Below are 13,006 nucleotides of genomic sequence, written 5' to 3'. Positions count from 1 at the left end.
AATTCACACGCGGGAGTAGCTCAGGGGTAGAGCACAACCTTGCCAAGGTTGGGGTCGCGGGTTCGAATCCCGTCTCCCGCTCCATTAACCATAAATTCATTTACAATCGGTACCCCGCTGTTTTGGTGCAAGTTTGCACATCAAAACAATAACCATAAATTCATTTACGTCCGTAAATGAATTTATTTCAAGGTACCCTGACATTTTTAATGCTCGTCACTATTTTGCAAGCAAAATAGGACTTGCATAACAAAAATGTCCAAAAAGCTAAAAAACATCAAGCAGTTGATGTTTTTCTTAACGCTTTTTGCCCGGGTGGCGGAATTGGTAGACGCAAGGGACTTAAAATCCCTCGGAGGTTTTCTCCGTGCCGGTTCAAGTCCGGCCTCGGGCACCATATGGAAAAAAATTGACAACTGCTTGTCAATTTTTTTACTAACACACTCTAAAGTGATTTTCGTATATGCAGAGTGTAGCGATTGCATAGAAAATCACGGTCATTTTGGTTAACTTAAAATTTATGGAATTTTTTCGACAACTGCTTGTCGAAAAAATTGTTAACACACATTAGAGTTTCGAGCACTTATGCAAAGCATTGCGGCGGCATAGCCAAGTGGTAAGGCACGGGCCTGCAAAGCCCTGATCCCCGGTTCGAATCCGGGTGCCGCCTCCAAGCTACTTTTTTCTCCCTTAAGGGGAGGTGGCAGAGCTGGTTTAATGCACCGGTCTTGAAAACCGGCGTGGGTGATGAGCCCACCCAGGGTTCGAATCCCTGCCTCCCCGCCACTTTGTTAGTGGATAGTCGATAGTTTATAGTAAACAGTTAAAATCAATTAACTATTAACCATCAACTATCTACTAATATGGGGAGATGGCCGAGTGGTTGAAGGCGCACGCCTGGAACGCGTGTAAGGGTTAACAGCCCTTCGTGGGTTCGAATCCCACTCTCTCCGCCAGGAGAGGAGCATTGAGAGCTTTTTGAGTTTTCACTGCTCCTCTTCAGACCCGTGCAACAGTTTCAAGAGGCAAAGCTTCAGGGCGGGAACGCAGCAGAGCACCTCTTGGAACTGTGTGCCGCGGGTATCTGGGGAGGGGTCTTTAAAAATTTTTTACATAGTCTAAAAAATCTTCTTTATCCATAGGTTTAGCAAAATAGTATCCTTGTACAAAATCGCAGCCTATAGACTTTAAAATCTTTATATGTTCATCTATTTCCACACCTTCTGCAACTGCTTTTTTATTTAGTGTTTTTGCTAGTTGTACAATCAATTTTGTTATGATGATATCATCATTGTCTATATGTAAATCTTTTATAAATTCTCTATCTATTTTAATGGTATCATAAGGCAATCTCTTTAAATAGTTTAAAGATGAATATCCTGAACCAAAATCATCTATTGATATTTTAAATCCCAATTTCTTGATTTTTTCAAGTATCTCAATACTGTTTTCGATATTGTCCATTGCTAAAGTTTCAGTTATTTCAAACTCTATTTTTTTCGGATCTATTTTATAAACTTTTAACAGTTCTTCTATTTTTGATAAAAACTCTTTACTTTTAAACTGTCTTGCCGAAATATTTACAGATAAAGATAAAAGGCTAAACTCAGAATTTTCCCACTCTTTTATCTGTGCAAAACTTTTTTCGATTATGTAATTGTCATATTCAATAATTAAATTACTATTTTCTGCAATATGGATATATTCATTTGGATACATTAATCCTTTAATAGGATGCATCCATCTAGATAACACTTCTGCACTAACAATCTCTCTATATGTTAATGAGATTTTTGGTTGAAAATAGAGTCTGATTTCATTATCTTTTTTCAGTGCTTCTTTTAAATCTTTTGTAATCTCATGATAGTTTTCCATACTTTTTTTAATAGAAACATCAAAAAAGTTATATCTGTTTTTTCCATTTTTTTTGGATTCGTACATCACAGTATCTGCATATTTGATCAACTCTTCGGCATCTAAACTATCATCTGGAAATGTAGATATTCCTATACTACAAGTTACATTAAAAACGTAGTTTTTAATGTTGTACTCTTTTGAAATACTATTAATAATCTTTTTTGATATCTTTTCTATATCATCTTTATTATTGATAAAAGGTAAAAGTATAATAAATTCATCTCCTCCTACTCTTGCTATAACATCAGATTCTCTTAGAATATTTTTTAATATTTTTGATACTATAACTAAAAGCTCATCTCCTACCGTATGTCCAAAAGTATCGTTTATATATTTAAAATTATCTAGGTCTATATACAAAATTGCAAACTTTAGATTTTTTCTTTTAGACAGTTTTATAAAAAAATCCATTCTTTCCAAAAAAGCGGTTCTATTTAGTAAAAGAGTAAGCGTATCATGATAAGCTAAAAATTCGACTTTCTTTTTAGCTTCCATCTCTTCTGTTATATCCATACTAATACCAAGAATTTTAGTAGGGTTATTTTTATGTTTTTTAACTTTTGCCTCCGTTTTTAAATATTTTATTTTTCCATATTTATTCATTATTTTATGAATAAAATCAAATTTTGAACCGTTCTGTAAAGCTATTTTTATTTTATCTTCAAAAATCTTTCTGTCATCGCTTGGGATTTTTTTTAAAAAAATCTGCCAATTGATTTTTTCATCTTTTTTAAATCCTATCAATCTAAAAAACTCTTTACTTACAAAGAATCTATTTTTTTCTGGAATATATTCCCAACTTCCTATATGAGCTAATCTTTGAGCATCTTCTAAGTGATTCTGTTTTTCAATAAGCTTTCTATATAGTCTTTTTGAAATTTCACTGCTATCTTTTAACTTAAGCAAAAAGCTATTTATAGAGTTTACAATTAGAACTATTTCAAAATATCTATCCATAGTTTTAAGAATCTTTGGATTGTTAGGGTCTATATTTTTTAAATCATTGGCCAAAATATATATTGCCTTGATTTTTCTATATAAATATATAAATAAAAATAATAAAATAGTTAAAAAGATAATTAAAGTAAAAAATAGAGCATTTTTATATTTTATAAAAAACTCTTTTGAATAAAGATTTTCATAAGCAACTTCAATCTCTGCGATCTCTTCTTTATCATTATAAATTTTAAATTTTTTATATATTAGATTACTATTTTTTGAGATAAAAGGGTTTTTAGAATCTCTAAATAATTTATACTCTTTTTTAGTAATATAGTTTTTTAAATATATTCCTTTTAAATTATTTAAGTGAAGAAATATTCTATTTAAACTATCTTTTATAGGCTCCTCAAAATCAAAATATATTGAGTCTTTCAATATGGAAATCTCATTTTCTATAATAGATTCTACTCTGCTATTTTCCATATTTTCCAAAGACTCTTTTGCTAATTTCAGGTTAAAAAGATTGTATAGAAAAAAGATAGAGATTATTAAAAATATTACTATTAATATTTTTATAATAAGTGAATTAAAGTTTATCATTCTCATTGTAAATTTCTGCTACTTTAAATATTATAGGTTTTAGTTCTATTCCATATTCTTTTAACAATTTTAGATTTACTATTGGAAGTACTTTAGCTCCAAAAAATAGAGATACCAGAGAGTATTTTATATTATCATCTTTAAAACTAAAAATTAATCTTCCGTTTTTGCGAAATTTAGGTTCGATATTTTCTACGTTATCCTTTTTCAAGACGACTATATAGGCTGTTGGTACTTCTTTAAGCGACTCTTGATAACTAACAAGTTTAACATTAAACTTTTTATTGTATATTATTTTATTATCCAATATATCTTTAAAAAACTCTGCTATGGTTTTATGATATTTTGTATCGTATATTATATGAATTAGTACTTCATTATCGACTAGTTTTTTTTCTATTTTATAATCTAAAAAAATAATTTTTGGGTATATTTTAGATTCAAGCTCCACAATCTTTTTATCTAAACTGTTAGCTAACAACAAAATGGGTATTAAAAAAACAACTATTTTTTTCATTACCAACTCTTTGAAAATGAGACAAAAAGCTCTCTTCCTACATCTGGAATACGAGCATTTAAAGGAACAAACATATATCTGTTTGCAACAATGTCAGTTGGTTCAATCCAGTAATATTTTTTCTGATTAAATACATTTTTTACGCCCAATTGAAGAGTAATATTTTTCTTTTTATATGTAAAAATTTGATCTACCGTTGTATATGATTCTATATTTTTTATAATATCTGGTGTTTCAATCTCACTACCATATTTTATCAGCGTAAATGAGTTTAAATTATCCGTTATTTCATAATCTAAATAACCTTTTACTAAATATTCTCTTGTTCCATTTAAACCTAGATTTAATGGAGTATTTATATGGTTATAACTAAAACTTCCGTAAAAATTTGAGTTTTCATTAATAACTTTCTTATAACTAAACTCAACACCTTTTCCTTCTATATTTCCTATATTGTCATAATACTGTTTTCCTCTTGTTTCATCATAAACTCTTTGAATTGAGTCTATGTTTTTTTGATAGTATATGTTAAGTTTTAAAATATCACGTTCTGAAAATCTGTGAATAAAATCAAACTCTATCACATCAATTTTTTCTTGTTTTAAAGAGTCGTTTCCTCTAAATTCAAAATATGCATTTGAATACAACTCTACCCATGAAGGCGCTCTAAAAGAGTGGTTATACATCATTTTAAAACTGTTTTTTTTGTCTAAATTATAAACCGAACCAAGTTTATATGAATAATTTGAACCAAAATCACTAAATTTATCAAATCTAATACCGCTAATTAAAGAAAATTTTTTGTTGATTTCATATAAATCTTCTAAATATAAAGCAAATATTTTTCTATCGATTCCCTCTTTTAAAACATTTAAATCACCTCTTAAATGTTCTCCATACGGTCCTAAATTATATTGATTTTTTATATCGCCGAAATATTCTACATACTGTATATAGTATGAATCTCTAGGTTTAGCATACTTTAATAAAAATCCAAGAGTTACATTGTGATTTTGATTTAAATATTTCAAATCAGATTTTAAAAAATATTCAAGCTCGTCGATTTTTCCACCAACTATCAAATCTTTTTCAGGATCATAAGAAGGGTTCAAATCATAAGGCATAGTTCTATATTCGCCTTTCCATATATAATTTTTTATACCTCCCTCAATATAAATTTTTAAATTATCGTTTTTTATGTTTTTATGTTTAAAAACCAGATATTGATGAGTAAATTTGACTTTTTTATCATCTTTTAACGAAGGAATATTTGAAATTCCAAAAAAACTGCCTTTTTCATAATATTGCAATCTATAATCCAATGTTAAATTTTCTTTCTTACATAATAAACCAATTCCGAAATTTTTTTCTAAAGTATCGGCAACTTGTTCATCTCTAAAAATTGAAAAATCATGCGTATAAAGATCCACTTTTACAGTCTTATCAGATAAAATTTTAGGTTTTGAATAGTAATAGTGCATATCCAACAAAAGCGGATTATCATCAAAATCAATTTTTTCAAACAGAGAGAGTTGATATCTCTTTTTATCGGAAGTATCTATAAAAAAACTTGATTTTTCATCTTCATCAAGCGTAATTACGTTTATTACACCCATAAATGCGTTACTTCCGTAAAGTATAGAATCTGGAGTTTTTGCTATTTCTATTCTTTTAATTAAAAAAGCGGGAAAATTGTAATAATAAAACTGATTGCTATAAAGATTATTTGTCACGTCAATACCGTTAATTAGAAGTTTTATTTTATCTCTATATTTGCTTTTATTTCCTCTAACAATAATCTGTTTTTTTCCGCTTGAACTCATTGAAGTTTCTATGCCGGGAACCAAATCCAATATTTCAAACAGATTTTTAGCCCCGCTTTTTAAAATAACATCTCTTCTTATAACCGTAACAGTAGAAGGAGTTTTGTCTATATTTAGTTTCTCTTTTGTAGCTATCTCACTAATTTCATTTAAAGTTTTTAAAAAATCTTCTTCAATATTTAAATCACTGTCTGCAAAAATAAACGTAATTAAAAATATAAAAACAACTATATTTTTAATCATTCAAAACCTTTAAAATAAAAAGCAAAAAATATTTAATACATTATAATCATTTTAAATTAAAATCTATTTTATTTTTTCTATTTTATCACTATCTATCTCTATAACGGTATGAACGTTTCCTCTTGGATTAAAATCAGCTGTAATTTTCATCCATTTTGGTTTTATCTTATCAAAAAGAGTATCAAAAATCTCATTTGCGCTATCTTCATGAGAGATGTATCTATCTCTAAAAGAGTTGATATATAGTTTTATTGCTTTTAACTCCACTACCCACTCATCAGGAATATACTCTAGATAAATAGTTGCAAAGTCTGGATAGCCGCTTCTTGGACAAAGACAAGTAAATTCGGGTAATGTTATGCTTATTTTGTAATTTTTTTTATGTTTATTAGGCCAAATTTCAAGATCTTTTTTAGGTTCAAACTCTTTAATCTCTTTTTCACCGTATTTCATACTTATCCTCCAAAAATCTTTTTAGTTCTTCTGATGAAAGAGGATTTGCAACAGCATATCCTTGAATATAATCAACACCTATATTTTTAAAAAGTTCTATCATATTCTTATCATCTATAAATTTAATAACCGTTTTAGTACCTATCTCTTCAAAAAAATTCACCCAACTTTTTAAAAGATTATGATATATCTTATCTTTTATCATTTTCGTATAATATTTGTCAAAGTGTATAAAATCAACTTCTATCTCTTTTATATATTCAAATGAAGCATTTAGTGAACCAAAATTATCAAAAGATATTTTAAATCCCATCTTTTTATATATATCTAAAACATGCTTGTAATAATCTATATCTTTATAGAGTCTATTTTCAAAAAGTTCTATTACTATAGAGTTTTTTGGAACATCAAATTTACTGAAAATCTTTTTTATATCTTCAGTAAATTTTTTATCTCTAATAGAAAAAGGGGATAAATTAAAACTATAATATATATTTTTAGGCAATTTATCTTCTTCTATAGTCTTTAATACTTTCTCTATTAAAATCTGATCAAATCTCTTTTCAAATCCAAGTCTATTAATAACGGGGATAAATTGGCTAGGATGTATGATAGAACCATCTTTGTCGATAAGTTTTACAATTATCTCAATAAGATCAAATCTCAAAGTTTTCAGATTAAAAGATGGTTGAAATCTTATAGAGAGACTTTTATTTTCAACTGTATCTATTATAAATTTTTCAAATTTATTGGCTTCTATATTTTTCTTTTGTGCTATTAAAACTCTTTTTGATTTTGGTATATACTGATAATCCGTATATAACTGATATAGATACTCTACTACTTTTTTTATATCTTTACTATAGTTTTTATCCGTCAAGGTTGCAAAAATCTTTATATCTATATCATCTATTTTTGTTCTATCGTATCTTTTTATAAATTCGTCTAAAAAAAATTTTATACTTTCTTGGACATTTTGTACTCCTATTAGAAATTCTCCGCCTTTATAGTGTCCTATAGGAACTTTGCCATATCTCTTTTTAAAATAGTTGTCAATTATTTCGGCAAATTTTTCTAAAACCTTATCACCCTTTTCTATACCATATCTTTCGTTTATATCGGTTAAATTATCTATAGATATCAAGATTATGCTATACGGATCTTTTGTGGATAGATCTTTTTGTAAATATTTTAGTATAGTCTCTCTATTAAAAGCTTTGGAAATTGGATCTGTGATTTTTTGAGAAAGTCCCTCATAAATCATAAAAAAAATAAAATATATCGAAGAAAAAATTGTCAATAATAGTAAAGAGAGGTTAAAAAGATTAAATCTTCCGTCTTTAAATATTACAAATATTATAACTGAAACCAAAACGAGGATAGGGATACCTATCCTAAGTGCAAGCTTAAATCTCGCATCCCTTTCAATCTCTTGAGAATAGAGCATCAAACATCCAAATGTTTTACATCTTTAGCATGTTCTTCGATATATTTTTTCCTTGGTTCTACCTCATCTCCCATAAATAGGTTAAACACATCACTTGCAGTCTCTGCATTTTCTACTGTAACTCTAAGAAGTCTTCTATTTTCCGGGTTCATTGTTGTCTCCCAGAGTTGTTCTGGGTTCATCTCTCCCAGACCTTTATATCGTTGAATATATGCACCTTTTTTGGCATTTTTTTCCACATCTTCCAAAACTTTTATAATGTCTTTATCTTTTAAAGACTCCGGAATTCTCTCTTCAATCTTTTCATGGATATATACAGCTTCTACATAAAAGGGATTGGTAAAAAGTTCATCATCTATAATAATCTCTTCCAAACCCTCATCGGTTTGAACATATAAATGAATTTTTTCATTATCAATATCTGAAGATAAGATATTGAAATCTAAAGTTGAGAGATACTCCTTTATATTTTCAAAGAGTTTTTCATTTTCCAAAGCCAAAAGATCTTTATGCTCTATAAGATATCTTACCACTTCTATCAAAGAGTATCTCTTTTCTATCTCTTTTAAGATCATTCTATAGTGTGCAACTAGATTAAAAAAGTCTATAAGGTCATACTTCCCAATACCTTCTACTTCTAAAGAATCTATACCGTTTTCGATCAGAAATTGGTTTAGTTCCGTATCATCTTTTAGATAGACCTCTTTTTTACCTTTTTTATATCTGTAAAGTGGAGGTTGAGCTATGTAAAGATAACCTTTTTCTACAATAGGTTTTAAAAATCTAAAGAAAAAGGTTAAAAGAAGTGTTTGAATATGGCTTCCATCAACGTCAGCATCGGTCATTATAATGATTTTATGATATCTTAGTTTATTCTCGTCAAACTCTTCACCTATTCCACAACCAAGAGCGGTTATCATATTTTTAATCTCATCAGACTTTAAAATCTTATCCAGTCTTGCTTTTTCTACATTTAATATTTTTCCTTTTAAAGGCAATATTGCTTGAAAAACTCTATCACGTCCTTGTTTTGCACTTCCTCCAGCACTATCTCCCTCTACTAGGTAAAGTTCACTAAAAGCAGGATCTTTACTTTGACAATCAGCCAGCTTTCCAGGAAGCGTCCCAACACTCATCGCATCTTTGCGTCGAACCAGCTCTCTAGCTTTTTTAGCCGCTTCTCTTCCTCTAGCAGCCGCTAAAGCTTTATTCATAATAGTTTTAGCTTCTATAGGGTTCTCTTCAAAATATTTTACAAGTTTTTCATATGTAAGCTTTTGAACAAGTGGTCTAACATAACTTGAACCAAGTTTTCCTTTAGTTTGACCCTCAAACTGAGGTTCTGGAACCTTGACACTTATAACTGATACAAGCCCTTCTCTTACGTCGTCACCCGTTATTTTTACACTCTTCTCTTTAGCGCCTGCATTTTGGGCTATATAGTTAGAAATCGCTCTTGTAAGTCCGGCTCTAAATCCGCTCTCGTGTGTTCCTCCTTCTGGAGTTCTGATGTTGTTTACAAAACTTAAAACCTTTTCATCGTATCCATCATTATACAAAAGAGCGATATCTACTTCGATATCTTCTATCTTTTCATTTATAAAAAAAGGTTTAGTTATAGAAGTTTTTCTGTTCAAATCCTCAACAAACTGTTTTAATCCGCCTTCAAAATGGTAAACCTCTTTTTTATCTTCTCTCTCATCTTTGAAAGTTATTGTGATATTGGGATTTAGGTATGCTAGTTCTCTAAATCTTTTAGCTAAAATATCGTATCTAAACTCAACAGTTTCGAAAATATCTTCATCTGGCCAAAATTCTATAGTTGTTCCCGTTCTATTAGTTTCGCCAATAACTATCAGATCAGTTATAGGGATTCCTTTTTCAAACTCTTGTCTGTGAATTTTACCGTCACGTTTTATTGTCATTATGAGTTTTTTTGAAAGGGCATTAACTACTGATACTCCCACACCGTGAAGACCACCACTGACTTTATAAGCCTCTTTTTCAAATTTCCCGCCGGCGTGAAGAACTGTTAAAACAACAGTTGCTGCTGGTATTTTTTCAGTAGGGTGGATATCTACTGGAATTCCTCTACCATTATCGCTAATAATTGCACTTCCGTTTTTTGTAAGAGTTATGTCTATTTTGCTACAATATCCAGCCATTGCCTCATCTATGGAGTTATCGACAACTTCATAGATGAGGTGATGTAATCCGTTTATATTTGTATCACCGATATACATTCCCGGTCTTTTTCTGACCGCTTCTAGACCTTTTAAAACTTTTATCTTCTCGGCACCGTAATTTTTTTCCATTGTTTACCTCTTTGAGAAAATAGAGGGAAAGCCCTCTTATAAAATTTATAGATTATATCTTTTTTTTGTTAAATTATCGATTAGATTACGATAGGCATTATTATAGTAAGGAAGTTATCGTTTTTAAGTAAGAATGGAAGTTCTGGTTCATTTAGCCCCATTTGAAACTCATTGCCTTCTATGTTTGCTAAGAAATCCAAAAGATATCTACTGTTTATTGCCATTACAAATTTTTCTTCAAAAGGAGTTTCAACCTCTATTTCTGTTTGTGCTTCAATGTTTTCTTCACTTAGACTTTTAAAGATGATTCTATCTTTTAAAAATGTAAGTTTTATTTCGTTGGATATGGTAGTTATCTGTTTAATCGCTTCTACCATTTTATCTTTTGGTAAGTTTAATTGAAATCTAAGATCTTTAGGGACAATTCTTTCGTAATCTGGAAATTTTCCGTTTATAAGTTTTGTAAAAAAGAGGTAGTTTCCAGATTTTATTATAAGATTTGTTTCGTCATAAAATATATTTATATCTTCTAAAAAGAGTTTTTGAATTTCTAATATAGCTTTTTTAGGAATTATTAAAGCTAAAGTTGTTTTAGGTGAGTTTTGAATTTTTACAAGAGCTAGTCTTCTAGTATCTGTAGCTACTATATTTATGAACTCCTCTTTTATATCTATCAAAGCTCCATTAAGTTCAAATTTAGGGTTATTAGTATCAATTGCCGGTGTTACTTTTTTTAGAGATGTAACAAATTCTACGCTGTTAATCGATATATTTGGTTTATTGTCTATTTGTGGGAAGATTGGATACTCTAGCGGATCAAATATAGGCAATTTGAATTTTGAATGTCCCTGTTTTATAAAGAGTGTGTCTTCTTTTTGTTCTAAAACTATTTCTTCATCTTTTAGGATTCTTACAATATCTAAGAGTTTTTTTCCATTAGCCGTTGCTTTTCCTTCTTCTTTAATATCTACATCTTCAATTTTTGTTTTGAGACCTATTTCATAGTCTGTGGCTTTTAGTGTAATGTTTGTTCCATCTGTTTCAATATAGACGTGCGAAGTTATTTGACTCGTATCTTTTTTTTCTAAAAAAGGTTGTAGTTGACTCAAAACCTGCTCTAGTATACTTTTTTGGACAGAGATCTTCATAATTTCTCCTTTGGGTTTGCTTTATCAATTTTATATAAAAAATGCCTATATATTTATTAAATATTTTAGAAATAGTAGTAGTTTTTGCTGAATTTGTGAAAAAGGTTCGTTAGTTTCTAAAAAACGGGCTTTCTGAAAATATTTGATAAATTCGTTTTTTTCACAAATTTTCACTGTTGATGCTTTATTTTGTTAGTAAGCTCCTCTATTTGAACTTTAAAATTTTCATCTTTTTGCATAATTTCATTTATTTTTTTCATAGCATGACTGACTGAAGTGTGATCTTTCATTCCAAAATATTGCGCAAGTGCTGGCATAGAGTTTGGTGTTAGATTTCTGGCTAGATACATAACGATTCTTCTTGCGTTTACTATCTGGCGGCTTCTTGATTTGCTTTTTATTTCGCTTGGTTTTACGTTTAACTCTTGGGATACAACTCTAATGATATCTTCCATAGTAATATTTTCTTGCTGCTCTTTGATCTGCTCTTTTAGTACGCTTTTGGCGAAATCTAGTGTTATTTTTTGATTCATCAAAGAGGCGTATGCGTTGAGTTTGATGATGATACCTTCGATTTCTCTAATATTGTTATCCATTTTTGCGGCTAAGTAGTTTACAACTTCATTATCGAGGCTTATTCCATCAAGTTCACATTTTTTCTTTATAATAGCAATTTTTGTTTCAAGTTCAGGAGGCTGGATATCTGCTATGAGACCCCATTCAAACCTGCTTTTTAATCTATCTTCAAGTCCGGCAATTAGTTTTGGATGTTTGTCGCTTGTTAAAACTATCTGTTTTAATTTGTTATGAAGTTCGTTAAATGTGTGAAAAAACTCCTCTTGGGTCTGCTCTTTTCTGCTAAGAAACTGTACATCATCTATCAAAAGCAGATCGCACTGTCTATACTTTTCTCTAAATCTCTCCATTGTTCCCATTCTAAGGTGGTAAGTAAAATCGTTCATAAATTGTTCTGTTGTCGTATATATGATAGATTTTCCTCTATCTAGATTAAAATTTCCTATAGCTTGTAAAAGATGAGTTTTTCCAAGACCTACACCGCCGTAAATAAAGAGTGGATTGTAGAGCTGTCCCGGCTTTTCAGCTACACTTAAAGCGGCAGTATATGCAAACTGGTTTGAACTTCCCACAACAAAATTTTCAAATGTGTATGAAGGATTTAGTTTTGTACTTGTGCTACTCTTTTGAGTCTCTTTTTTTGAAATAATTTTTCGTTTTTTATCAGATTTTCCAACAACTATTTCAACTTCCGGTTTTACGCCTGTTTTAATCTCGTAAAGTTGGGCTATTTTTTTGGAGTATTTTGTTTTTACCCAGTTTGCGATAAGAGGATTTGGAGCTTTATATACTGCAAAATCGCTTTTTGAGGACTTTTCATCATATTTTAATTGTTTTATATATCTTTCATACTCTATATTTGTTATCTCATCTTTTAACATATCTAAAATCTGATTTCCAAGCATATCTACCCTTGAAAAAAAATTTCACATTGTGAAAAAAATGTGAATTATGTGAATATTTTATCTAAAACTTTCCTATATTTAGTTAAAATCAATTTTAGAAAAAATAAATCACAATGTGAA

General features: G+C 29.6%; 8 protein-coding genes, 5 tRNA genes and 1 other RNA gene. 6 read left to right on the top strand and 8 right to left on the bottom strand.

The window, feature by feature from the left end; translation table 11 throughout:
* Nucleotides 1-9: 9 nt before the first annotated feature.
* From NIL_RS00070 to ffs, 6 genes are all read left to right on the top strand, one after another.
* Nucleotides 10-84: transfer RNA gene (locus NIL_RS00070), tRNA-Gly, on the top strand.
* A gap of 225 nt (nt 85-309) precedes the next feature.
* Nucleotides 310-397: transfer RNA gene (locus NIL_RS00065), tRNA-Leu, on the top strand.
* A 202-nt stretch (nt 398-599) separates the two neighbouring features.
* Nucleotides 600-673: transfer RNA gene (locus tag NIL_RS00060), tRNA-Cys, on the top strand.
* 21 nt (nt 674-694) lie between these two features.
* Nucleotides 695-786: transfer RNA gene (locus NIL_RS00055), tRNA-Ser, on the top strand.
* A 79-nt stretch (nt 787-865) separates the two neighbouring features.
* A tRNA-Ser gene (locus NIL_RS00050) sits at nt 866-956 on the top strand.
* A gap of 40 nt (nt 957-996) precedes the next feature.
* An RNA gene (gene ffs / locus NIL_RS00045) (signal recognition particle sRNA small type) lies at nt 997-1,094 on the top strand.
* Between the two features lie 4 nt (nt 1,095-1,098).
* Here the strand turns inward: ffs and NIL_RS00040 are convergent.
* From NIL_RS00040 to dnaA, 8 genes are all read right to left on the bottom strand, one after another.
* Complete coding sequence (locus tag NIL_RS00040; RefSeq protein WP_187647643.1) at nt 1,099-3,465, bottom strand: sensor domain-containing protein; 2,367 nt, start codon at nt 3,463-3,465, stop codon at nt 1,099-1,101.
* Nucleotides 3,446-3,976, bottom strand: coding sequence for a hypothetical protein (locus NIL_RS00035; protein ID WP_187647642.1), 531 nt, complete (start codon nt 3,974-3,976; stop codon nt 3,446-3,448). Before NIL_RS00035 ends, NIL_RS00040 begins: the two co-directional genes overlap by 20 nt.
* On the bottom strand, nt 3,976-6,042 hold the full coding sequence (locus tag NIL_RS00030) for a TonB-dependent receptor plug domain-containing protein (RefSeq protein ID WP_187647641.1): 2,067 nt from the start codon (nt 6,040-6,042) through the stop codon (nt 3,976-3,978). Before NIL_RS00030 ends, NIL_RS00035 begins: the two co-directional genes overlap by 1 nt.
* A 63-nt stretch (nt 6,043-6,105) precedes the next feature.
* Nucleotides 6,106-6,495: a preQ(1) synthase gene (queF, locus tag NIL_RS00025; RefSeq protein WP_187647640.1), complete on the bottom strand. Its 390-nt coding sequence runs from the start codon at nt 6,493-6,495 to the stop codon at nt 6,106-6,108.
* Nucleotides 6,482-7,942, bottom strand: coding sequence for a bifunctional diguanylate cyclase/phosphodiesterase (locus NIL_RS00020; RefSeq protein ID WP_187647639.1), 1,461 nt, complete (start codon nt 7,940-7,942; stop codon nt 6,482-6,484). Before NIL_RS00020 ends, queF begins: the two co-directional genes overlap by 14 nt.
* The gene (gene gyrB, locus NIL_RS00015; RefSeq protein WP_187647638.1) at nt 7,942-10,257 is read right to left on the bottom strand and encodes a DNA topoisomerase (ATP-hydrolyzing) subunit B; all 2,316 of its coding nucleotides are present in this window, start codon (nt 10,255-10,257) and stop codon (nt 7,942-7,944) included. Before gyrB ends, NIL_RS00020 begins: the two co-directional genes overlap by 1 nt.
* 80 nt (nt 10,258-10,337) lie before the next feature.
* Nucleotides 10,338-11,405: a DNA polymerase III subunit beta gene (dnaN, locus tag NIL_RS00010; protein WP_187647637.1), complete on the bottom strand. Its 1,068-nt coding sequence runs from the start codon at nt 11,403-11,405 to the stop codon at nt 10,338-10,340.
* Nucleotides 11,406-11,575: 170 nt separating this feature from the next.
* The gene (gene dnaA, locus NIL_RS00005; protein WP_187647636.1) at nt 11,576-12,886 is read right to left on the bottom strand and encodes a chromosomal replication initiator protein DnaA; all 1,311 of its coding nucleotides are present in this window, start codon (nt 12,884-12,886) and stop codon (nt 11,576-11,578) included.
* Between the last annotated feature and the right edge of the window lie 120 nt (nt 12,887-13,006).

Origin of the sequence: Nitrosophilus labii, assembly GCF_014466985.1 — a bacterium.
GTDB classification, from domain to species: Bacteria; Campylobacterota; Campylobacteria; order Campylobacterales; family Nitratiruptoraceae; genus Nitrosophilus_A; species Nitrosophilus_A labii.
This window is presented reverse-complemented; position numbering and strand designations above follow the sequence as displayed.